Annotated in this window: 21 protein-coding genes and 3 pseudogenes; 16 read left to right on the top strand and 8 right to left on the bottom strand. The window is 48.2% G+C overall.

What is annotated here, in order from left to right; all coding sequences use genetic code 11:
• Nucleotides 1-2,051: hypothetical protein (locus GCE01_RS15705; protein ID WP_167386186.1), on the bottom strand; the 2,051-nt coding region annotated here is incomplete at its 3' end.
• A 281-nt stretch (nt 2,052-2,332) separates the two neighbouring features.
• Between GCE01_RS15705 and GCE01_RS15700 the strand changes: the two genes are divergently transcribed.
• From GCE01_RS15700 to GCE01_RS15685, 4 genes and pseudogenes are all read left to right on the top strand, one after another.
• On the top strand, nt 2,333-3,838 hold the full coding sequence (locus GCE01_RS15700) for a glycosyltransferase family 2 protein (RefSeq protein ID WP_167386185.1): 1,506 nt from the start codon (nt 2,333-2,335) through the stop codon (nt 3,836-3,838).
• Between the two features lie 65 nt (nt 3,839-3,903).
• Complete coding sequence (locus tag GCE01_RS15695) at nt 3,904-4,242, top strand: glycosyltransferase family 2 protein (protein ID WP_167386184.1); 339 nt, start codon at nt 3,904-3,906, stop codon at nt 4,240-4,242.
• Nucleotides 4,243-4,452: 210 nt separating this feature from the next.
• The gene (locus tag GCE01_RS15690; protein WP_145995818.1) at nt 4,453-5,418 is read left to right on the top strand and encodes a hypothetical protein; all 966 of its coding nucleotides are present in this window, start codon (nt 4,453-4,455) and stop codon (nt 5,416-5,418) included.
• A 124-nt stretch (nt 5,419-5,542) separates the two neighbouring features.
• Nucleotides 5,543-6,594 (top strand): annotated as a pseudogene (locus GCE01_RS15685) (transposase).
• A 136-nt stretch (nt 6,595-6,730) separates the two neighbouring features.
• On the opposite strand, the pseudogene GCE01_RS15680 reads toward GCE01_RS15685, so the two are convergent.
• The 3 genes and pseudogenes from GCE01_RS15680 to GCE01_RS15670 all read right to left on the bottom strand — a co-directional run.
• Nucleotides 6,731-6,958, bottom strand: a pseudogene (locus tag GCE01_RS15680) (transposase); the annotation flags it as partial.
• A 122-nt stretch (nt 6,959-7,080) separates the two neighbouring features.
• The gene (locus GCE01_RS15675) at nt 7,081-7,428 is read right to left on the bottom strand and encodes a hypothetical protein (protein WP_099213594.1); all 348 of its coding nucleotides are present in this window, start codon (nt 7,426-7,428) and stop codon (nt 7,081-7,083) included.
• A gap of 62 nt (nt 7,429-7,490) precedes the next feature.
• Nucleotides 7,491-10,703, bottom strand: coding sequence for a Hint domain-containing protein (locus GCE01_RS15670; protein ID WP_099213593.1), 3,213 nt, complete (start codon nt 10,701-10,703; stop codon nt 7,491-7,493).
• A 287-nt stretch (nt 10,704-10,990) separates the two neighbouring features.
• On the opposite strand from GCE01_RS15670, the gene GCE01_RS15665 reads away from it, so the two are divergent.
• Complete coding sequence (locus GCE01_RS15665; RefSeq protein ID WP_167386187.1) at nt 10,991-12,319, top strand: autotransporter strand-loop-strand O-heptosyltransferase; 1,329 nt, start codon at nt 10,991-10,993, stop codon at nt 12,317-12,319.
• Nucleotides 12,320-12,349: 30 nt separating this feature from the next.
• Here GCE01_RS15665 and GCE01_RS15660 read toward each other — a convergent pair.
• Nucleotides 12,350-13,053, bottom strand: a protein-coding gene (locus tag GCE01_RS15660) for an IS5 family transposase (RefSeq protein ID WP_244591278.1) whose coding sequence is annotated in 2 segments (ribosomal slippage) — nt 12,350-12,780 and nt 12,780-13,053 — 705 coding nt in all. Because the reading frame shifts where the segments join, the coding sequence is not laid out codon by codon here.
• Nucleotides 13,054-13,195: 142 nt separating this feature from the next.
• Between GCE01_RS15660 and GCE01_RS16915 the strand changes: the two genes are divergently transcribed.
• From GCE01_RS16915 to GCE01_RS15615, 9 genes are all read left to right on the top strand, one after another.
• Nucleotides 13,196-13,369 carry a hypothetical protein gene (locus GCE01_RS16915; protein WP_167386183.1) on the top strand — a complete coding sequence of 58 codons (174 nt, stop codon included), beginning with the start codon at nt 13,196-13,198 and terminating at the stop codon, nt 13,367-13,369.
• 259 nt (nt 13,370-13,628) lie between these two features.
• Nucleotides 13,629-13,913, top strand: coding sequence for a WGR domain-containing protein (locus GCE01_RS15655; RefSeq protein ID WP_099213592.1), 285 nt, complete (start codon nt 13,629-13,631; stop codon nt 13,911-13,913).
• A 131-nt stretch (nt 13,914-14,044) separates the two neighbouring features.
• Nucleotides 14,045-14,623 carry a tyrosine-type recombinase/integrase gene (locus GCE01_RS15650; RefSeq protein WP_306310152.1) on the top strand — a complete coding sequence of 193 codons (579 nt, stop codon included), beginning with the start codon at nt 14,045-14,047 and terminating at the stop codon, nt 14,621-14,623.
• 90 nt (nt 14,624-14,713) lie between these two features.
• Nucleotides 14,714-15,343 (top strand): ParA family partition ATPase, encoded by a 630-nt coding sequence (gene parA, locus GCE01_RS15645; RefSeq protein ID WP_099213591.1) that lies wholly within the window; start codon nt 14,714-14,716, stop codon nt 15,341-15,343.
• On the top strand, nt 15,340-15,576 hold the full coding sequence (locus GCE01_RS15640) for a hypothetical protein (protein ID WP_099213590.1): 237 nt from the start codon (nt 15,340-15,342) through the stop codon (nt 15,574-15,576). Before parA ends, GCE01_RS15640 begins: the two co-directional genes overlap by 4 nt.
• 59 nt (nt 15,577-15,635) lie before the next feature.
• A complete protein-coding gene (locus GCE01_RS15635; RefSeq protein ID WP_244591276.1) occupies nt 15,636-16,520 on the top strand; it encodes a replication initiator protein A in 885 nt (294 codons plus the stop codon).
• A gap of 266 nt (nt 16,521-16,786) precedes the next feature.
• The gene (locus tag GCE01_RS15625) at nt 16,787-17,698 is read left to right on the top strand and encodes a 3'-5' exonuclease (protein ID WP_099213587.1); all 912 of its coding nucleotides are present in this window, start codon (nt 16,787-16,789) and stop codon (nt 17,696-17,698) included.
• Between the two features lie 66 nt (nt 17,699-17,764).
• On the top strand, nt 17,765-18,160 hold the full coding sequence (locus GCE01_RS15620; RefSeq protein WP_086633660.1) for a hypothetical protein: 396 nt from the start codon (nt 17,765-17,767) through the stop codon (nt 18,158-18,160).
• Nucleotides 18,161-18,185: 25 nt separating this feature from the next.
• Nucleotides 18,186-18,938, top strand: coding sequence for a metallophosphoesterase (locus tag GCE01_RS15615; RefSeq protein ID WP_099213586.1), 753 nt, complete (start codon nt 18,186-18,188; stop codon nt 18,936-18,938).
• A 25-nt stretch (nt 18,939-18,963) separates the two neighbouring features.
• Here GCE01_RS15615 and GCE01_RS15610 read toward each other — a convergent pair whose 3' ends face one another.
• The gene (locus tag GCE01_RS15610) at nt 18,964-19,536 is read right to left on the bottom strand and encodes a hypothetical protein (RefSeq protein WP_099213585.1); all 573 of its coding nucleotides are present in this window, start codon (nt 19,534-19,536) and stop codon (nt 18,964-18,966) included.
• Between the two features lie 369 nt (nt 19,537-19,905).
• Between GCE01_RS15610 and GCE01_RS15605 the strand changes: the two genes are divergently transcribed.
• Both GCE01_RS15605 and GCE01_RS15600 read left to right on the top strand, forming a co-directional pair.
• Nucleotides 19,906-20,151 carry a type II toxin-antitoxin system Phd/YefM family antitoxin gene (locus GCE01_RS15605; RefSeq protein ID WP_063905745.1) on the top strand — a complete coding sequence of 82 codons (246 nt, stop codon included), beginning with the start codon at nt 19,906-19,908 and terminating at the stop codon, nt 20,149-20,151.
• Nucleotides 20,148-20,534, top strand: coding sequence for a type II toxin-antitoxin system VapC family toxin (locus GCE01_RS15600; RefSeq protein WP_099213584.1), 387 nt, complete (start codon nt 20,148-20,150; stop codon nt 20,532-20,534). The genes GCE01_RS15605 and GCE01_RS15600 overlap by 4 nt, the downstream gene beginning before the upstream one ends.
• 255 nt (nt 20,535-20,789) lie before the next feature.
• On the opposite strand, the pseudogene GCE01_RS17465 reads toward GCE01_RS15600, so the two are convergent.
• Both GCE01_RS17465 and GCE01_RS17035 read right to left on the bottom strand, forming a co-directional pair.
• A pseudogene (locus GCE01_RS17465) lies at nt 20,790-21,275 on the bottom strand (hypothetical protein); the annotation flags it as partial.
• 102 nt (nt 21,276-21,377) lie between these two features.
• On the bottom strand, nt 21,378-21,741 hold a 364-nt coding region (locus GCE01_RS17035), incomplete at its 5' end, for a hypothetical protein (protein ID WP_211516791.1).

Raw genomic sequence — 21,741 nt, 5'->3', positions numbered from 1 at the left:
GCATTGCTATCTACAATGAGTCCTGGATTAAAATTTACTCCTTGCCCGATGCCCAGAGCGATACCGTTCATGTATCCTGCAGGATCAAAAACAAGTTGCCCGGCCTGCGTGCACGCATACTCCTCATGCTGTACGTCTGTCGAACGGCAGAGCGGGTCGACATTGTAAGCAAGGGACGGCGTCTGGCTGCTGAGAAGGCCTAGATGGAATGAACCGTTCTGAGGGCCGTCTTCTGAGGCATACCAGCCCAACTGTCCGTAATGAGAAGAGGATCCGACGCTACCCATCATCATGCTGGGCGTTACAGTACCGATGTTTTTTGCTTCCTGCGTAGTCTGCTTGAATGCAAACAAGCCCGTATCACTTCGGAACTCTAAACCGCCATTCGTCACGCCATCGACGTAAAGGCCCGTTGGCTGAAGGTTGAAGCCCGCTAGTCTCATCATCCATGAACCTGTGGCAAGACGGTGCTGTCCCTGCCATACCAAGCTCAAACCGCGACTTTCTAGCTGTCCGTCGTGATCTGCGCCATTCATCCAGAAATCATATTCGTTGTCATGTGCGCGTGTAATGCCGTCCTTAGGCTGGTAATCAGCTTGAAGGTGATATTCATTAAAGTCTTTTACGGACTGCCCTAAGAAGATTGCTGGAGAAGTATAAGAGTGAAAATTTGAGTTCTTGACGGCGCTATTTGTCACTGGTGACTGATAGGTAATTTGATTGTCAATCTGATCGCCCTTCATGTTACCCGGTGCAAAACTGTTTCCGCCTTTTGCATCTTCCACAGAGAACGATATAGTTGTGCCAGAACTTATTGCGGCCGTCGTTGGTGCAGAGATATTTAGGGTCGTGGTATTGTTTGACGAATTATACGACGCAGACGAGACAGTTGTTCCTGAATGCAGGGACGCGTTTGAAAGGGTACAAGACCAGTCGGCACAGGCATTTTGACCATTTTGCGCTTGAGGCGGGGAGATTGCGCCCGTTAAAATGATCGTTGTAGAGCCGCTAGATGTTGGTTGGGCTGTTGTTTGTGTCCAGTTCTGTGTTCCAGGGTAAGGATATGGCGATGGGTTAGCCATAGTACGCCAGATATACTGCGCTTGGATTGAGCCTGGGAAAGATGCTCCAGGGTAGTAATAAGATTCGATGGTGATGGTTGATGACGTGCTATCGTTTTCAATGTTGGAAACATATCCATGATAGTAATTTGGCATGTCTACATTGTCGATTCCGCTATAATCGTTGCTTTCGACGCTAGACATGCCATTTGCGATATTTGTTGTTATGGACATTCTATTGCGGAATAGAGCAAGCTCTTTGGCCGATAGCGCCGGGGTTATTTTGACGAAATTTGAACCAAACGTTATTTGATAATTTACGCCATCCGCTGATGGCGTCCCTCCGCCAATGACGTCTATGGGGGAGGAAGAATAGGAGTCGACTTCCATATTGACCCCATCCATGTCACCGGATCCGCTGCGATGGGTCCAAGATCCGCCGCTGGCATTGATAAACTGGAAGCAGGCTCCGCCTTCGTCACCACCACTAATAGTGCGGCAGTTATGTTTCTCGCCAACGAAATCGTTTGCCGAATGACCGCCGGAAATAATATAATGTCGACCGAATGCTGAGTCGGCCGGATTAAATGCTTCGATTGAATTAACTGGGGTAGCCTGCAACGCAGAAAGAACGTCCTGCCCAGTGCTTACCCTGCCAAGTATTTGCGCCGATATTGCGGACACGGTCGAACTTAGCGACGCTCCTTGAACTCGGGCATTATCGATTGAACCTAGCTCTTCTTCAGGCAGATGCCCACTACCGTCTAGTGAAGCCAAGCCATTAGCGGCCCCGAGTTTCCTTGCGTCCAAAAAGTTACAGGCAAGTGGAGAATTTTTTGCGTCCAGCCCGCAAATAGGTACAATGGGTTGTACCTTATGCCACTGATTATCCGACCCTTTATACGCTCGGATCGGACTCGGATCGGTGAAATTAACGAAGCTCGCTACTTGTGCAGCCTGATATTGACCTGAGGCATCTTGAACTGCCAACGCACTTTGCGCCTTTGTAACCCAAGGCAAAGCGATTAGGCACGTGAAAACGAACAAGCGAAAGTACATGCTGTTTTCCATTTTAATATTTTGTGATTTTATTATAAAAATGTTATAATAACATAAATATAGATATCCTGTTTTATATGATCTGTCAACTTAAATTCTCGATCAGTTCATAAGTATTTTCCGTACAAGCGTTTTGACGCTTACCCTGATCCTTGTCGATGTCGGTGTATCTGCTAACATTAAAAATGTTGTTGTGGTCAGAGGATAACTTTATGCGGCCCCGCGTTGCTCTCGCTTTGTTCGTTAAAAATGAATACTCAGATATCGCTGGTTGGATTGCTTGGCATGCTGCGTGGGGCGTATCGACATTCTTCATCTATGAAGATCATTCGTCCGACGGGACTTATGAGATCCTGCAAGCTGCTGCCAAATGCTACGATATTAGACTAACTCGCACGAACCCGATCGAGCAGCCTGACTTTTACCTGCGACAACGCGATGCATTCATGGACGCAGCCCAACAAGCTCGCGGACAGTTCGATTGGATCGGTTTTCTTGATGGGGATGAGTATATTTACCTACGCTATCACGAAACACTGCAGACTTATCTTGCAAACTTCGACCATGCAGACGGAATAGCTTTTTCTTGGCGGATTCATGGCACATCAGGGCGCGTCGTGCGTCCACATGCACTCACAGTTGCCGCGTTTCCAAGGCATTCCACACCAGAGCTTAATGATAATGTACTGGTTAAAAGTTTTGTCCGTCCTGAAAAAATGGGAAATAAATATCATAACCCGCATTGGTTTGACGTTTCGACACAGCGCTATGTGCGTCCGAATGGCGTTCCAGTATTGTCTGCTAATTCTGTACAAGAAATTGACTGGAATGATGGGTTTGTTTTACATTATATTTGTAGAAGCCTAGAGCATTACATTCAGCGTATTAAAAGGCGCTTAAATGTTGATCTCAGTGACTCCGACGGGTACCTAAAGCATTTTGATCGCAATGATGTTCTTGATGAAGAGCCGTTAAAGCTCGTTCCAAGAACCGAAGCGTTGCTTCTGCCGATCTATGAGACAGCACTCGATCATGCAATTGAGAAATTGCGTTCTGCCTCCACATTTTTTGTGGACGTAAGTTTTCATGAGCACGCAAATACCGAGGATAATGATTCCCATCCTGAGCGCGTGTTGATCTATCGCTTTGAAACGTTCTTCAAAACGCGCATTTACTATATTCCATCTGAGTCACGTCTTCTGCACACAACACCCGATGTTGCAGAACGCCATGGCTTTCTCGAAGTGCTTGGAAGCAAGCACTCCTCGACCCCTCATCTTATAATCTTATTTATTCCTGGGTTCATTGGTCCTTTAAAGATTTCCATGGATGAGAGACTGATGCGGAGCCTCGTCTATCGTTGTCATAAACGGTCGGATGGGCGGATTGGATTGCGTAACCCCATCAGTAATCTCTATCTGTCCTGTCAGGACCCGAGCTCAGGGTCGAACTTGGTGGAAGCGAACCGTAGATCTGCAGATGAATGGGAATTTCTTGAGCCAATCCTAATTGAGGAACAGCTTTCCACGACCGCAAATACCATTTCAGGATTCTTTGCAGATCGCGACTTCTCAGTCAGTAGAATTATTAATTGGCTTAAATCTATGCCGCAAGCGCCCGATCGCGAAACGTTCCTACGCGTCTTTTATCAGGCGTCGCCGTCGGTCCAAGAAGAGATATCTCGTGGTGTTCCAGGCCTTTTATGGAATGTCATGTAGGATCATCGCCTGCCCCCTGAGTACCAGATCAACCAACTCAGTCACCCGTTATAAAGGACCGTTTCGTGCTGAAAACAGGTGTTGTTCTTTTTGTGAAAAACGAGGTCGAGGACATCGCATCTTGGATCGCTTGGCACGCTTATTGTGGGTTTAGCACAGTCATTATTTATGACGACTACTCTACAGATGGGACGTGGGAAGTCATTCATGAAGCTGCGAAGGTCTTCGATGTGCGCACGTTGCGTGCCGCTGACGCCGATCAATTCAATATCAGGCAGCAGCGCACCTACATCGATGCGCTCGAGCGTTTCCGCGAAGAGTTCGATTGGTTACTTTTTCTTGATTCCGATGAATACTTGGATATTCGAGACGGATCCTCCGTGGCTGAATTTTTGAGTCAATAGCCTGGCGCTAATGGTGTTGCCCTAAATTGGTGTTGCTTTGGCAGTGGAGGGCATGTCATCAAGCCCCCGACGCCAATCGTATTTGAGAATTACACAACGCGTTCAGAACCCGATTTTGAATATAATTATACGACCAAAAGCTTTGTTCGGCCGAAGCAGACAGATCCGGTCTATATTAACCCGCATAGGTTTCAGGTGAACGGGCCTTATGTGACCACGGACCATCAGCCTGTCTCGTGGAAGGATGAGCATCCTGACCGTACCAAGACTTTAGCGCAGTGGGATGTTGCACGTGTCCATCACTACGTGATCCGTAGCGCGCAGCATTACATCGAGAAAATGCAGCGGCGTGTCGATATTCGAGAGGCCGGAATTGGAATGGGTTTGTTTATCCATTGTGATCGCAATGATCATTATGATCCCACCCTTCCGGAGCAGACAGACCCTATGATGGTTGGGCTTCATCGGATCCAGCAGCAGGTCAATCTGGCACTACTCAACGAGACCGTTGAAAATCATAGACTAGTAGCGCCTCCGGCTAGTGCTAGAAACTCGCTAGCAGCATGGGCGCATAATCGTTTTTCAGCTCACATATTCCAGACGGTTCATGACACAACGCTCTGTTATGAAAAGGGCACAGGGCGTCTATGCCACGTGAATAATCCGGCAGCAGATCCACGCGTAGAGCCGCTCCTAGCGATTGCTGCTACATTGTGGCCCAATATGATCTTTCTGACGACACCTGATATGATTCAGCCGCTTTTTACTTCACATGATCCGCGTGTCTCAACCGTTTTAAGCTTTAAGTTAGAGCGATGTGATGATAATCGGGTCGGTTTTAGAAATCCAATCACCGGACTTCTGACATGCTTCTTGAAGAGCGATAATCTCAAAGACACAATGGCAGGCAATCGCTCGCGTCTGCAAGAGTGGGAAAAGCTCGAGATGAAGTCAATTCTTGAACCGTTACCCGCAGATATTTCGAACCTCTTCCGGACACTTGATTATGTCTCAGCCCCGTCGTCTCTCTATCCAATAACTGATCCCTATAAAACCGCTGATATATTTGCTGCAGCTGTATCCCTCCAGCTTCCAGAAGACTTTGCACTGTGGAGAGCAATGCATATTCTTTCAAATGTTTCTTGGATGCAAAGACACAATCCACTCAGCGTTTAAATAAAGAAACTGAGCTATAGCGGTTCCGCTGAATTTTGAACCAGAGGGTGGAGGTTTCGAAAAACTCTCTGGTTATGAGGCCCTGTCTAATTCCATCGTTCATCATACGACGATGGGATGGAAGATGAAGCAGTCCGGTTTCTTTGATGTTGAAGAGCGGCTTGCTCGGCTGAGCGGGCTTGGTGATCAGCTCGAAGCGTTTTCCCGGACTGAAGTGTTTCGCCCTGATTCAGATGGGAGTAAGGGCGGGCGACCGCCGTTTGATCCGGTGCTGATGTTCAAGATCCTGGTGATCCAGACGCTGAACAATCTGTCCGATGAACGGACGGAGTATCTCATCAACGATCGCCTCTCCTTCATGCGTTTCCTTGGTCTGGGGCTGTCGGACCGGGTACCTGATGCTAAAACGGTCTGGCTGTTCCGTGAACACCTGACCCAGGAGGGGGTCATTGAAAGACTGTTTGACCGATTTGACGCGACCCTGCGGAACGCGGGCTATCTGCCGATGTCGGGCCAGATCCTGGATGCAGCATTGGTAGCCGCTCCAGAGCAGCGCAATACCAACACTGAGAAAGCCGACTTCTGGGCAGGGCGTATCCCTGAAGACTGGCAGGACAAGCCATCCAAATTGTCCCACAAGGATCGCCATGCGCGCTGGACGCTGAAGTTCACGGAAGCAAAGCGGCAGGATGACGGGAGTGTGCCCGCAACGGATCTCGCTATCCCGGTCGATGGCTACAAATCCCATGTCGCCATCGACCGGAAGTTCCGTTTTATCCGGAAATGGAAGACCACAGATGCCGCTGCCAGTGATGGTGCGCGATTGAGAGAGGCGCTGCTGGATAAAACCAATACGGCATCAAACGTCTGGGCAGACACGGCCTATCGCTCAAAAGCCAATGAGGACTTCATGGAAAGGCAGGGCTTTGTCTCAAAGGTTCACACAGGAAGAAGCCGCATCTCAAACCCATGCCGCGGCATATCCAGCGGTCCAATGCAGGGAAGTCGGTGACCCGATCCCGCGTCGAGCATGTCTTTGCCGATCAGAAATCGCAGACCGGGTTGTTCGTCCGAACGGTCGGCATTACCCGGGCCACCATGAGGATCGGGCTGGCCAATATCGTCTACAACATGTGCCGCTTCCTCTTCCTGGAGCAGATCAGCGCGAAGGCATAGCCATCCAGCAGGCGGCAGCACTCGATCTACTCAAAGCGCAAATCAAAAACGAACCCCAAAGTCGCCAATCAAATCGCTAAATGCCTGAAATCATCAGCCAAGCGTATCAATCAAGGGTTCTTCGATCCCTCCAGGTCGCTTCCAGTGGGGCCTTGTCCCACAGCCCCGCTCCGATGAAATGATGTAGCCGGTCATAGGGGGCCGCATCCGAACGCATGGCCATAGGCTGGATGCTCTTGCGATCTCCTGGCCCGATCAGGCCTTCGATAAAGGCCGGGCACATTTTACGCCGTGTCTTGTTACCAAGACCTTCCAGGTACGGGACGAGCCATTGCTCAAGATCCGCTTGCCAGTCTTCTTCCAATGCCAGCCTCCGTCAAAGCTGGCTCCCCATGAATCACGCAATCAGCCCCATGGGAATCCTAAAAATCATACTTCTACCAAAGTAGTGCTAGCACTATAGTTGCAGTTATATAATTAAACTAATTAATGATTGGTTAAATTAATTTCTAAGTTCTCTTTAGATATAAATTTCCATATAGGTTCTTTTTTATTAGATATATCGCCAATAATATTAATCTCCTCTTCAGTGGCTTGTTTTGGGTTTTCTTTTTTTATATTGAAAACCATATTATCCAACGCCTCTTCTATTGTATTTCCTATTGAAAAAAATGACGACTGGTAATAATCAACTTTATTATTTCTAGATGGAACAAGCCTTACTAGATTTAGAAAAATAATTACTTTTATATCAATATTGAAAGCCTCTGCTACAGCTACAAAATTATTATCAGTGTTAGATTCAAAGTAGCGTGCGAATTGATCTTTTTCCATAGAAGAATTTCCTAAGTTAGGGGTCATATTGAATATGAAACCAATATGACCCTTTTTATGAATTAAGAAGCTATTGAAATATTTTCAACAATAATTTCATCTTTCAGATATGGCCCTGAAGATATTACCTGGATAGAGATTATCGTTTCGTTTTTCATTATTTTTTTTCTATCGAAATGGATAGTAGCATCACCATTTGTCCATCTCATATCGGTTGATTCTATATTATGCCATCCTTTTAAATCGCTGTTGGTAAGATGTTGTGTAATATTTATAGTTTCGTCACTTTCAAAAGATATAATTTTCCCAATTAAAACTCCTAAGTTACGGCGATCATCTACGAATGGTCCAATAACGTCGCATGGCCTACTTGATCTAGAAACAATCCGTACAGAAGTAGTATCTTTTGGAAGCCGGAATGTTACGAAACTATTTGTATTTCGGATTGGGTTCAACTTGGACCCAGAATTAGTTATCAAATACATTTCATGATTTTTCACAATGTTTTTTGGTTTTTGGTTTTTAACTATCTTTAGATCTTCAGCTCTACTAACAATTTTATTATATATATATTCGACTGTATCTCTAGAAACATCTAGAGCTGCAGCAGAATCTATATTCCAATCTTGATTTTTATTAGTGATATTAATAATATTTTCTCTGTTAGAGAAGTAGCGTCTATTGCCAGTATCTAAATACGACTCGGACAACATTCCATCAGCCCAAATAACAGAGTGTTCTTCTGTTTCTATATGATAGAAATTATAAGAAGTTACGCTTCTATCGTAGAAAATACTTTGTCCGTTAACTAACATACGAGCTGGAATAAATTTTCCGTTAAAAAACAAGCAATGTTCTGGTGTAACAAGAAGATCTTTATGCGGCGTATTGTCAGAGATTGAATTTTTCAAAATCCGAACCGGATATCCAGCTTGATCTTCTGGAAGATTAGGCTGTAATTTGCTCTTTTGATAACCTACCCACGTTAGTGGACGAATTACTTCACTTTGTGTTTCCCAATTAAAAGTAACTACCTCATCACCTATATCCAAAGATTCTACAGGGACTTCTCCATGCGGAGTTCGAATAAGTGTCCCAGGTAGATAGCAAACCAATGTAACAGTATCTCCGGAGATGATAAAAGTATCATCACTTGGATACGATCCTGATAATTGCAATTTTACCGTTTGAGTAGACGTTGTTACGGTAAGAAGTCCAGAGTTACTAACTCCAGCATAGGTTATGCTGCCCTGGAGAAAGGAAAAATCTATCGACCCCATATAATTGAGAGTTGCATTGACAAGCGATGATACACTAGAAATGGATGCCATTCCTCCATCATTGATGACAGAGTTACTAGAAATACCGCCAGACGATACTATCTCTACACCACCGCTATTTATAGAATCATTATAAGATTTTGCCCCAGAAGATATTATCTCCGTACCTCCGGAGTATATATTTCTAGACGATACTACAGATCCATTTGAAGCTAATAAACTTCCTCCTGAAGAAACAATATTGTTGGAAGCTACATTTCCAGACTTTATTATTTCTTTTCCTGAATTTAGTATTAACGTAGATATAATATCTGCGGAAGATCCAACTACATTCATAGTTCCACCAGATAACACGACATCTGAGGTGGTTATAGTATTTTCTATTTGTGCGCTTCCGCCAGAAAAAATAGTAGCTCCAGAAAATATACTTTGATTAGTTGATGTTTTATTTCCTGCCTGGCCATACCCAACATCTATATATGCACCAGACATGATCTGCGCGCTAATAGAGACTGCACCGTTATAAATAGTAGCAGACGCTCCAGATTCTATTGTAACATCAATATCTTTTCCTAAAAAGGCTCCTGAAGACGACATTTGACCCGAATATAAACCGTCTCTAAAATTACCTCCACTAGATATAACAGCTCCGGAAACTGTTCCGGAACTCATTACATAAAGACTTCCACCTGATTTTACATTAATTCCGGATGCAGTTCCTCCTGAACCAGAGGCATATTCAGTTGCACCATTTGATATTATGATACTTCCATCTGAATAAGATTTATCATTATATCCTTTTGCGCCGTTAGATAACGTCTCATTGCCATATACAATGCTACTTATGGTAGATGCACCATTATATAGTGTAGCCTGCCCTCCCGAAGAAACAATGCTACTTGAAGCTGTTCCTCCGGATACAATTTCTGTTCCTCCGGACATAACCGTTGTGCTAGTTACAATGGATCCAGTTCCATAAGAACTATTTACATTTATTAATCCACCTGAAGATACTGTTGTTAAATTAGCACTTCCTCCATTATCCAAATAAAGTAGACCATTGTTATTAACAATAGTACTATTAACATTCCCATATTGGGCTACATACACTGATCCAGACGAATTAATTGTCGTAGAGTTTAGTGTTCCACCACCAAATGAAACTCCTCCTTGACCAACCCTGGCTGTACCTCCTGAATTTACAGTTAGTCCGTATCCAATTCCCCCTCTTGAAATAAAGTATGTTGCTGATCCTGTACTATCTCCCTGAATAATAGTATTATAATCATAAGATCCTGAGCTTACTGTTTCTTTTCCTCCTCCTGATATGATAGCTGAAGAATTTGTTCCTCCACTTATAACGTTAATATTTCCACCTGATTTTACATTAATTCCGGATGCAGTTCCTCCTGAACCAGAGGCATATTCAGTCGCACCATTTGATATAATGATACTTCCATCTGAATAAGATTTATCATTATATCCTTTTGCGCCGCTAGATAACGTCTCATTGCCATATACAATGCTACTTATGGTAGATGCACCATTATATAGTGTAGCCTGCCCTCCCGAAGAAACAACACTACTTGAAGCTGTTCCTCCGGATACAATTTCTGTTCCTCCGGACATAACCGTTGTGCTAGTTACTATGGATCCCGTTCCATAAGAACTATTTACATTTATTAATCCACCTGAAGATACTGTTGTTAAATTAGCACTTCCTCCATTATCCAGATAAAGTAGACCGCTACTATTAATGGTGGTGCTGTTTGCAATTCCGTTTTGAGCTACATATACAATTCCTGATGAATTAATTATTGTAGAATTTAATGTTCCACCACCAAATGAAACTCCTCCTTGCCCAGCTCTAATTACTCCACCTGATGATACGGAGAAGTTATTAGCAATTCCTCCTTTGGATACATTATAAGTATTTCCGCTTGTTACAGTTATGTCAGATAAAACCTGTCCTGAAGATACATTGGTAGTAGTCATGTTTCTTCCAACCTTACGTTGACATTGTAAGATACAAACCTAGACAGGATTTTTCCAACTCCACAACTGAATTGTTTAGACATAATTATATATCACATAAAGTTGATATTTATTTCATTATAGTAGAAATGAATTATGCAATAATAGTTCAATTTAAATTAAACTATTATTTTTCACGTAATTTATTAGTTATAAAAATAAAATTATTATCACAATCCTGTTGTATAAGCAATAAAAGCGATTATTGTTTTGCAGTGTGTAGAGATATTTCCGGGACTTATTTACTAATGTCTGATGTAGCTTCTATTCCAGCCCCGACAGAAGAGGTTTCGGTGACTTCTCCTGTTACCGATATAGAAACGAAATCTCCCTATCTTGCTATTTCTCCTGTTCCGGTCCTTGAGGGCGCTCAGGGCGTGCGCTTCGACTTCAATGACGGTGCGCGGGTCATGGTGCCTGAAATTGCCTCTGAGATTGGTCAGTGGCACGTCAGGTTGTCGGACTATGCTACGGGAAACATTCTGTTCGATGCTCGTCTCAAGGGCGGCATGGTGGCTTCGACCAAGAAGTTTTTCGTACCCTTTCTAATTGATGTCTGGCTGGAAAAGCCGGATGGAGCACGCGAAGACGTGCTGCACCATGAGTTATCCCTGGAAGGAAAGCCCGTTCTTGTTCAGCTTCCTGTTGGAACGCTTGGCGATACCATTGCCTGGTTGCCTGCGGTTCTGCGACTGGCGCAGGAAAGTGGTGCCAAAGTCACATGTTCTGTTGCAGACGTAATCTTGCCACTCGTCAAGGCGGCAAACTCGAACATCATGCTTGTTGGTCATGATGAAGCAAAGGCGAATAAGGATTTTACGGCTAGGTTCTACGCCAGCTACAATATTGGTCTGTTCTTTACGGACGCTGAATTTTCGCGTCAGCCCACGGATTTTCGCCATGTGGGCCTACATCGGACAGCGGCTTATATTTTGGGGGTCGATCCTTGGGATGACTGCCCGCCACCCATCATGATTCAGGATGGCGATACGCCTCCCATCGAGGGGCCCTATGTTGTTATTGCTACGCAGGCCAGTACGCAGTGCAAATACTGGAACAATCCGGCAGGTTGGCAGGAGGTCATCGCGTTTCTGAAGGCTTCAGGATATCGCGTGATCTGTATTGATCAGAAGACGTTTCATGGGACGGGGTATGTGTACAATCATATTCCTCATGGAGCTGAGGATGAGACAGGGAACCGGCCTTTGTCGGAGCGAGCACGCTGGTTGAAGCATGCAAGTTTTTTTATTGGCCTTTCCAGCGGTCTGGCATGGCTGGCGCATGCGGCAGGGACGCCGGTTGTGATGATTTCCGGTTTTACGCATCCGAACAACGAGTTCGCTACCCCTTACCGCATCATCAATTGGCATACCTGCAATTCCTGCTGGAATGACTCGAAGCATCAGTTTGATCATCACGATTTTCTCTGGTGCCCACGGCATAAAGGGACTGAGAGGCAATTTGAATGTACCCGTTTGATTACCGGAGCTCAGGTTATTCACACACTCAAACGCCTAATCACAGATAAAAGACTCCCGATGCTTGAGGATATTATTATCCAAACGAAACAAGATTAAGGCTTCTAAAAAGCTCTTTAGGCTCAGGACTCATTCCTTGAGATAGAAGATGAAGCTTGCGGCGATGTGGATTGCGGACATGAAAGTGTGTGCGCACCGGGCGTATCTGGTCGCAACACGTCGCCAGTCTTTGATTTTTGCGAACATGTTTTCGATGAGGTGGCGCTTTTTATACAGATGCCAGTCGTAAGGTGGCTTTGATTTCCGGCTCTTCTTTGGCGGAATACAGGCTGTAATATTCCGGTCTGCGAGAGACTGTCTGATTTTATTGCTGTCATAGCCTCTGTCCCCGATGACTTCTTCTGTCTCGTCGGGGAGATCTGCCAGAAGCAGGTCTGCGCCTTTGAAATCGCTGACCTGCCCTGCTGTCAGATGCAGCCGGACCGGACGGCCCTGACCATCACACGCGGCATGGAGTTTTGAGTTCAGGCCGCCTTTTGTCCGTCCGATATGGCGGGGAAAAGCCCCCTTTTAAGCAGGGAAGCTGCTGTTCTGTGTGCTTTCAAATGTGTCGCATCAATCATTAGACGCTTCGAACGGCCAGTCTGCTCTGTCAGCGCGACGAAGATCCGGTCAAAGACACCCAGGCGGCTCCACCGAATAAAGCGATTGTATAAAGTCTTATGCGGGCCATACGCTTTTGGGGCGTCTTTCCACTGAAGGCCGTTGCGGATCACGTAAACAATTCCGCTCAGAACACGACGGTCATCCACACGCGGAACCCCATGCGCCAGCGGGAATTACGGCCTGATCCGTTCCCTCTGGTGCTCAGGCAGCAAAAACACTTCACTCACAGGCGTACCCTCCATCGGTAAACCTCTGAATCACAACACCATGCTTAGTTCAAGAAATTAACAGGTCCTGAGCCCAGCTCGAATGCACTACGATGGAGAAGAACGTATTGGCATTCGTTGGAATGGCGAGATCGATAATCCTTCCGATCTGGGTCACCCCGTTTCCACGGGCCATGCCACCTGGTTTTTGCTGCCTACCGAACTGGGAGAACCTATTGCACAGTTGGCAACTCTCTTCAGTAAAAGCCGGGAATAAAAAACTCTCTTTCGGTGTATACCACCCGCAGGGTGTTACGTTATATGAGTGTACGTTACCGAAGCCTCCCGCAGGGAGGGTTGGGATGTTACACTATTATCTATAGTGTAACATCCTGTGCCTTCCGGTCCCAGATCCGACCGGATCACGCCTTCCCGTCCCGCTCTCACGATCTGCCGAAAAGCCCCGAAAACCCGTATCCCTGGAGAAAAAGCCCCTGACGGTTCGGATCCGGACCTGTTACACTTTTCGGGATCTAATGCCCAAAGCTCCGCAAACGGCCCCGCCCCGCCAGTTCAGCCTCTTCCCCGAGAGCGCCCGTCTGCAGCGGATTGATCCGGCGACCAACTGCTGGCGGTTCTACCGTCTGACCCTGCAGGATGATCTCTTTGGCGGCACTGTCCTTGTCCGCTCCTGGGGGCGTCTGGGGACCACCGGTCAGGAGCGGCGGGAGCGTTTTGGCGATCCGGTTGCCGCTCAGAAAGAGCTGATGCGGTGGATGCGGGTAAAGCAGCGTCGGGGCTATCGAGAGGATATGGACTGATGACAGCAAGCGATGTGACGGTGAAAACGAGGGCGCTGCCCTCGCGCTCCCGGCAGGAGCCTCAGGCTCCTGCAGCTCGGGGGTTTAGCAGGAAGACGCCGTCTGGCGGCGGCGTGGCGCCGCAGGCGGGGATGCAGCTGTTTGATCCTTCGGGCGCGCGGAAATATCTGACCGTCTCCGAGCGCACCGCTTTCCTGAAAGCGGCCGAGCGGGCGCCGCGCGATGTCCGTACCCTCGCCATGACCCTGGCCTGGTCGGGGTGCCGTCTGTCCGAGGCCCTGGCCCTGACCGCCGACCGGGTGGATCTGGCCAGCGGTGTGCTGGTGTTCGAAAGTCTGAAGAAACGTCAGGACGGGATTTACAGAGCCGTCCCTGTTCCCCCTGCCCTGCTCGAAGCCCTTGATCTGGTGCACGGCGTCCGCGAAGCGCAGGCGCGTCGGGACCGGGGCCGTTTTCTGCGTCTGTGGCCGGTGGCCCGGATGACCGGCTGGCGGATGGTGCACCGGGTCATGACCGAGGCTGGTCTGTCCGGACCGGCCGCGTCCCCCAAAGGTCTGCGGCATGCCTTTGGCGTGGCGGCCGTCTCCACCGGCATTCCGCTCAATCTCGTGCAGAAATGGCTCGGCCATGCCCAGCTCTCTACCACCGCCATCTACGCCAACGCCTCCGGCGACGAGGAGCAGACTATTGCCAGGAAATTGTGGAACTAGGATAAGTCTAAAAATCGTATAAAATTATTACATCAAATACGATTGCACATTTTTACGATTAATCGTAAAAACTTTAAAAAGGAAATCAGTATGATAATTGGTCTTCTGAATCAAAAAGGCGGGGTTGGAAAAACAACCTTAAGTGTTAATTTGGCGGCAAGTCTCGCGCATGCCGGTGCTCGCGTACTCCTTCTCGATGTTGATCCTCAAGGTAGCGCCTTAGATTGGGCCGCTGCTCGTGAAGGGAAACCACTTTTTTCAGTGGTAGGGTTGCCGAGAGCTACCGTGCACAAAGAGATAGGTCAGATCGGAAAAGATTACGATCATATCATTATTGATGGGCCCCCCCGTGTCACTGATTTAGCACGCAGCGCTATCATGGCATCAGATCTCATTTTAATCCCTGTACAGCCATCTCCCTATGATATTTGGGCGGCTGATGAAGTTGTTAAACTCATTGAGGAAGCTGGAATCTATAAAGAAAAACTTAAATCTGCTTTTGTGGTTAATCGTAAAATCGCAAAAACGGCTATAGGCCGAGATGTAAAAGAGGCTCTTTCATCATATTCGGTTCCGGTTTTCACATCGAGCATTACTCAGCGTGTGATTTTCGCTGAGGCTGCGGCTCAGGGAAAATCAGTGCACGAAATAGATCCGCAGAGTCCCGCTGCCATAGAAGTAGATGCTGTTAAAGACGAGTTGATGGGATTCACCAAATGAGCGCAAAAAAAGTCCAAATCGGCATGAAGCCTACGAACAAAGCAATTTCGCCATCAGCTGATGCCTGGGTCGAAACTCGAAAAAATTCAGATGAACCTGAGGCAATGAAGCGACTGACGATTGATGTTCCAGCTAGCTTACATCGAATGATTAAATCGTCTTGCGCTATGCGTGGGACAAAAATTGCCGACGAAGTGCGTGAACTGCTTTTAAAGAAATACGGAAATCAGTAAAAACTTATAATCGTATTTAAGTTTTATGAATGAAACTATGGGGTAAGAGAGACAATAAGATGTCCATTCGCAAAGCTCCAAAAGCAGAAAGCCAAACAGATTTTTTTGTACCGACCCTTTATGATGTAGGTACGAAGGACTCTCGTAGCATTATGGATGTGGCGGTCTTTCGCTTATCTAAACGAGATCGCCGTGCGGGCGAGGTCATTCATTATGAGCTATCAGATGGTCATGTGACAGTTTCTGGAGGCGCTGCTGGTATGGCTTCAGTCTGGGACTACGATTTAGTTCTTATGGCAGTCTCGCATCTTACCGAACAAATGAACCGTTTCCGCGAAGGAAAAGCCGAACGCCCTAGCCGGATTTTTCGTCCGCATGTTGCTGATGTTTTGCGTTTTTGCCGCCGCTCTGATGGTGGCAAACAAAAAGATGACTTGGTCGAAACGTGCGTCAGACTAAACACAACACACGTTGCAGTTCAGCGCATTAAAAAAAATAGTAACGGCAAAACGATAACTGTAGATGAAGGAGAGCCACTTATTAGTCGATATAAAATTATAAAAAGCGACACAGGAAAACCAGAGCATATAGAAATAGAATTAGCTGATTGGATGTATAGAGAAATAACCGATGGGAAAAACCCTGAAGTTTTAACTGTACACCCAGATTATTTTTTAATAGATCCTGGTATAGGTCGTTTTGTTTATAGATTAGCCCGCCGCGCGGCGGGGAAGACCGAAGCAAAGTGGTCATTCCAAACAATTTATGATCGAAGCGGTAGTTCTGGAACTTTGAAAAAATTTACTGAAAATTTGAGGAAAATTATTAATTCTAATAATTTGCCGGAATATAACATTGAAGAAGAACTAGGAAACTCAGGGCCATTATTAGTTATGACTTATAGAAATTCCTCCATCCGGATGGAGAACAATGCTAGCCCCTAATGTACGGGCAATTCGAATCTGCACCTATGACACAAGATAGAAGCAACCTTTTCCATTCCCAACAAGGCAAAAACAGACGCATGTATGTGAACAAACCGTACATTGGGGGCCAGATCCCGTACATTGGGGGCCAGATCCCGTACATTGGGGGCCAGATCCCGTACATTGGGGGCCAGTAAATTCTCTAAGAGTTTGAAATAAAAGAAGAATTTACAGCTTTTTTGAGCTAAAACTATTTAAAACATTTAAAACTATTTGAAACCCAAATGCCTGTGGATAACTCGCTCCCTTCTGACCGTGCTTTAGAAGCTCTGGCTGATCGCCTGGAGGCTTCAGAAAATTACCGGGTTCTGAGACGCCTGCGTCCTTCCGTTCTGGGCCATAAACCCGAGGGCCGGGGACTACGGACCGGTCTGTTCGTCGATCTGGAGACCACCGGCCTTGATCCCCGTCAGGACGAAATCATCGAAATCGGCATGGTCCCGTTCATCTACCGCATCGATGGCCTTCTCCTAGGAACCCTGCCAGCCTTCAGCCGACTGCGGGAACCTGCCATTCCCGTCCCCGCCTTTGTTCAGGATCTGACAGGACTGACACCCGAACGCCTGGCTGGACAGACCGTCTCACCCGACGAGGTGGCGGCCTTCGCCCCGGATGCCAGTCTGGTAATTGCTCATAACGCAGCGTTTGACCGTTCTTTTCTCGAACGCTTCTGCCCGGCCTTTGTGAACAAACCCTGGGCCTGTTCCATGGAAGACGTTCCTTGGGATCAGGCAGGCTTTGCAGGACGCAAACTGGGGCATCTGGGTCTCCAGGCCGGATTTTTCTTTGACGGGCATCGTGCCGTGGATGACTGTCACGCTGCCATTGCCCTTCTGGGCCACACAGGCTTCCCGGAGAACCGCTCCGCCCTCTCTCTCCTACTGGGACGGGCCAGAACAGTCTGGACGCGTCTGTGGGCCGAATATGCGCCCTTTGAGCTCAAGGATACGCTCAAGGCTCGTGGCTACCGCTGGAACGATGGTTCTGACGGGCGACCCAAAGCCTGGTTCATCGACAGACCACCTGAAGAGGTTGAAGAGGAGGTGCGCTTTCTGCGCTCTGACATCTATCAACGCGAAGCCGACATTCTTGTGCGGCCTGTCGAAGCCGGAGACCGCTTTACCAGCCGGGTCTGAAGCGGTCCTTGTCCGAAGCATGGCAGAGTGTCACTCTGATCTCTTTCACAAACAGGGAGTTTCCTGATGTCGATCCGGTTCCGTACGTCGTCTGCCATGCTTCTGGCCGGCATGACTCTGTCTTCTGCCGCTCTGGCGGCTGAGACCTCTGAGAAACCCTGTGAAACCGATCTGTGCCGCAGCGTCCGGCAGTCCTGGACCACCGTGCGTCAGGATGCCTCTGATGCGACCCGCTGGACCAAGAAGGAAAGCGTCAAAGGATGGGATGCCACAAAGGACGGCACAACCAAAGCCGCACACTGGACCGGCCGGGAAAGTGAAAAAGGCTGGAAGGCCACAAAAGCCGGAACGAAAGACGCGGCGCATGACACTGCTGTCTGGACCAGGAAAGCAGCCCATGATGTGAGCCAGTGGGGAACGGACAAGACGCCTGACACGGCTAAAACCGGACAAAATCAGTAACCCTGAACAGACGTGGGCCAGAGCTGTGATCCGCCTGTGGGTTCTGTCTGATCTCCATCTTGAGGCTGTACCGTTTCCGGATGGCTATGATCCAATCCGCCCGGAGTTCGATGTGCTGGTGGCGGCAGGTGATCTCTGGCGGGGCGAACCAGAAAAAGCCGTGGCAACGCTCAACCGTCTGGCGGGTGGCCGTCCGGCTATGTTCGTCGCCGGTAACCATGAAGCCTGGGGGATGACCCCGGACCGGGCGCAGGAGCGTCTGAGACAGGCGATAGCCGGAACAACAGTTCACCTCCTGGACGGAACAGAGGTCGTGCTGGCCGGGATCCGGTTCACAGGCCTCACCCTCTGGGCGGATGGGGCTCTGGCTCCTGTGCCAGTGGATCCGCACCAGACAACAGGGGAAGGGGTTCTGCGGCCGTCTGGTGAGGGCTGTATCACGCATGGCGATGAAGCGGCCCTGCATCATGCTCACCGTGCCCGGCTTGAGCAGTGTCTGTCAGAGACGTCGTCCGGGCTGCCGGTCGTGGTGGTCACCCATCATGCGCCTCTGGCAGCGTGTCTGCCGGAAAGCCTGCGCCGTCAGTCAGGAGCCGGGCTGTTCGCCTCTGATCTGTCCGGCCTGATGGAGCGCTTCCGGATTGCTCTGTGGATCCACGGCCATATCCATACCCGGCAAGAGCACCGTCATGCCAGTGGGACCCGGGTCCTCGCCAACCCGGCCGGACCCCTGTTCTCTGTTCCGGGATTTGACGACGCACTCGTTGTCGAGATTTGAACAACTCAGTGTTCAAGCGGTGACATCAGTCTGGCGTAAGCCAGTATCGTTTTTCTTTCTCCGCATGTTTTCGGTCCAGAATACGGGAAATGGACTCCCGACCAAGCTGAGGAATGCTTTCGTCATCTTCTACGGGCAGTCGCCGACGCGGCGGAAACCCGGGGCGACGTCTGGTTGGGTCTGGTGAGGTGACAATAGTTCGAGGCGCTCTGACCGGGGGCACTCTTTCTGCATCTTCACGCTCGGCATACTGCTGTTTGACCTCCTCCGGCTGCCAGTTTGCAGGCAGACGGCTGGGGGCAGGGCTGACAGTCTCTGCAGGCGGGTTGGGTGTGGTATCGGCCTTCTGGCGGGCCCGTTCACTCACAATCCGGGACCATTTTTTACGGATCGTGTTGGCGACAGCCTCTGTGCACGCAACATCAATGCCATCGTCCTGAGCTGCTGTGAGGATCATTTTCCAGGTAACACGGCGCCCCTCGCGCAGTTCTGCGATGGCATCATGGTTTTGATAGAGCCAACGATAGATCGGTGTTGCCGTGGCCCGGGGAGCCCGAAAGGGATGCTGCGTCTTGAGGGCTGCAAGTGCTTTTGACATGTCCCGGTTTCAACTCCTGTGTGTCCGTTCTGGACACACCCTCTTGGGGTGTTGGACGGATCATCATGCGCATGATGACATGGTTTCACCCGTAGACACCCTATGCGTGTCTTTGGCGTGCCACAAGAGGGTCTCAGAAGAGACTGAGACGTGTCTTAACGTGACAGAAGAAGGCCTTTTGAGAGGCTTTCGAGAGACTGAAACGTGTTGTTTTCGTGACGTAAAAAGTAAGGTCTTCATAGACCATTGCACCGTTCGTGCAGGACGGCTGCAGGAGCCGAGAGAGCGTTGTGCTTTGAGGCGCTGCCGTCTTGATAAACTAAACTCGAAAAACTAAGTTAGTCTGGTGCGAAGGAGAAAGGTTCTGTCATGCGGACGGTCAATATTCACGAAGCCAAAACCCATCTGTCTCGGCTGATCGAGGCCGCCATGAAGGGCGAAAGCTTCATCATTGCCAAAGCCGGTCGGCCCATGGTGCGTGTCAGTCCGATTACTGCGCCCGAAGAGACACAGAAGCGTCGTCTGGGGTTTCTGGCCGGACAGATCCGGGTCCCGGAGGACTTTGATCGCATGGGCCAAGACGAGGTCATCTCTCTGTTCGACGGTCCGGCATGAAGCTGCTTTTGGACACCCATCTCCTGCTCTGGGCTGCCGGAGAGCCGGACAGGCTGTCCGTGCGTGCAAGATCCCTGATGGAAGATCAGGACAATGCTCTGGTGTTCAGTGCTGCCAGCCTGTGGGAAATCACCATCAAGGCAGGACTGGGACGTGCAGACTTCCAGATCGATCCCCATCTGCTGCGACGTGGCCTGATCGAAAACGGCTATGAGGAACTACCCGTCACCGGTCAGCATGCCATTGCGGTCGGGCAGCTTCCTGATGTGCATCGGGATCCCTTTGATCGCATCCTCGTGGCCCAGGCGACAGTAGAAGGATTACTTCTTTTGACCCATGATCCGCTTGTACAAGCCTATCCCGGTCCCATTACAGCAGTTTGATAAAACTATTGTATGGCAGATATTTGTAATGCTATGTTTGCCTAGTGAAGATCATTTATTACAGTGCATATAAATTCTTATCATAAAGGACTGATAACATGAAATATGACTATGTGCTCACTTATTTTTCTGGTCTTTGGATTTCTGAAAAAGGAGAAACATTTTCTTCGGAAGAGGTTATGGATTTAGAAAGAAGATTTAATATAAAGAAAATATTCAGTTAACTTATTGTGTGTATAATAATTTACATTACCCAATATGTCGGGGCATAGGTTTGAGGTGCGGTTTTCCCTGTTGACCTTCGAGACAACCCCCTCTTTTTCCATGAAGTCCTCATTGACCTCTGAGTGGTAGGCCGTGTCTCCCTCCGCCATTCAGGCTTCCGTCAATACATTGATGGGAGCCTGAATGGCTCCGCCCAGACTGCTGAGGCCGTATTGGTTTTATTTAGCAGGCCTTCGCCCAGTCTGGCGGCGACATGCGTCGCCTTCCATTTGCGGATCAGCCGAAACTTCCGGGCGATAGAAATATAGAGTTTGTAATCAAAGAACGGGATGGCGAGCTCCGTTGCGAAGATTGTCTCGTCCGCCCTTGCTTCCGTCCGAATACGCCAGAGCTTTGTTCAGATTAGGATGGAACACTTTAAAATCTACAGTCCGGGAAAACGCTTCGAGTTGATCGCCAAGCTCACTCAACCGAGCAAGTCTCTCTTCAACATCAAAAGAAACCGAATTGCTTCATATCATCTCCCAATCAACCCAGGGAGAATGGAAACACACAGAAAGGTTAAAACCAGAGGGTTTTTCGAACCATCCAGATTAGACTTATTTGAATTTTCAAAATTTAATGTTGGACACGCATACCAACTCCATCAATCCACTGGCTCCCATTCCACGTAACTATAAGACCTAAATCTGTATTGGATGCGGGCCTGAGCTGAGAGTAGCAGTCTGAGCAATAAAACTGCGTTCCTTGCGCTGCTGTTGGGAGGTTATTATAAGCAAACGTGTAGTTACGGAAACCTCCACCCGAGTTTGCTCGATCGGGAACCATAAATAAATTGCCATTTGAATCTGTCGTCAAGTAGCTTGTTCGCTTATTATCACTTGAGACAATACCGATTGATCCCCCCTTGCCACCGACGACCATGGTACCTTGCACGCGAGCATCTTGGGAGATCGTCATAGTCTTTGGTATTGTGACATTC

The organism is Gluconobacter cerinus (assembly GCF_002723935.1).
Classification (GTDB): Bacteria; Pseudomonadota; Alphaproteobacteria; order Acetobacterales; family Acetobacteraceae; genus Gluconobacter; species Gluconobacter cerinus.
This window is presented reverse-complemented; position numbering and strand designations above follow the sequence as displayed.

What these genes read in the sequence shown, in the direction of transcription:
- GCE01_RS15670 (WP_099213593.1), bottom strand. Translation starts at nt 10,703, where the DNA reads ATGACTACTACCAATGTATCTTCAGGACAGGTTTTATCTGACATAACT.
- GCE01_RS15635 (WP_244591276.1), top strand. Translation starts at nt 15,636, where the DNA reads ATGTCCATTCGCAAAGCTCCAAAAGCAGAAAGCCAAACAGATTTTTTT.
- GCE01_RS16915 (WP_167386183.1), top strand. Translation starts at nt 13,196, where the DNA reads ATGCACTACGATGGAGAAGAACGTATTGGCATTCGTTGGAATGGCGAG.
- GCE01_RS15650 (WP_306310152.1), top strand. Translation starts at nt 14,045, where the DNA reads ATGCAGCTGTTTGATCCTTCGGGCGCGCGGAAATATCTGACCGTCTCC.
- parA (WP_099213591.1), top strand. Translation starts at nt 14,714, where the DNA reads ATGATAATTGGTCTTCTGAATCAAAAAGGCGGGGTTGGAAAAACAACC.
- GCE01_RS15620 (WP_086633660.1), top strand. Translation starts at nt 17,765, where the DNA reads ATGTCGATCCGGTTCCGTACGTCGTCTGCCATGCTTCTGGCCGGCATG.
- GCE01_RS15605 (WP_063905745.1), top strand. Translation starts at nt 19,906, where the DNA reads ATGCGGACGGTCAATATTCACGAAGCCAAAACCCATCTGTCTCGGCTG.
- GCE01_RS15625 (WP_099213587.1), top strand. Translation starts at nt 16,787, where the DNA reads ATGCCTGTGGATAACTCGCTCCCTTCTGACCGTGCTTTAGAAGCTCTG.
- GCE01_RS15610 (WP_099213585.1), bottom strand. Translation starts at nt 19,536, where the DNA reads ATGTCAAAAGCACTTGCAGCCCTCAAGACGCAGCATCCCTTTCGGGCT.
- GCE01_RS15665 (WP_167386187.1), top strand. Translation starts at nt 10,991, where the DNA reads ATGTCTGATGTAGCTTCTATTCCAGCCCCGACAGAAGAGGTTTCGGTG.
- GCE01_RS15700 (WP_167386185.1), top strand. Translation starts at nt 2,333, where the DNA reads ATGCGGCCCCGCGTTGCTCTCGCTTTGTTCGTTAAAAATGAATACTCA.
- GCE01_RS15640 (WP_099213590.1), top strand. Translation starts at nt 15,340, where the DNA reads ATGAGCGCAAAAAAAGTCCAAATCGGCATGAAGCCTACGAACAAAGCA.
- GCE01_RS15655 (WP_099213592.1), top strand. Translation starts at nt 13,629, where the DNA reads ATGCCCAAAGCTCCGCAAACGGCCCCGCCCCGCCAGTTCAGCCTCTTC.
- GCE01_RS15600 (WP_099213584.1), top strand. Translation starts at nt 20,148, where the DNA reads ATGAAGCTGCTTTTGGACACCCATCTCCTGCTCTGGGCTGCCGGAGAG.
- GCE01_RS15675 (WP_099213594.1), bottom strand. Translation starts at nt 7,428, where the DNA reads ATGGAAAAAGATCAATTCGCACGCTACTTTGAATCTAACACTGATAAT.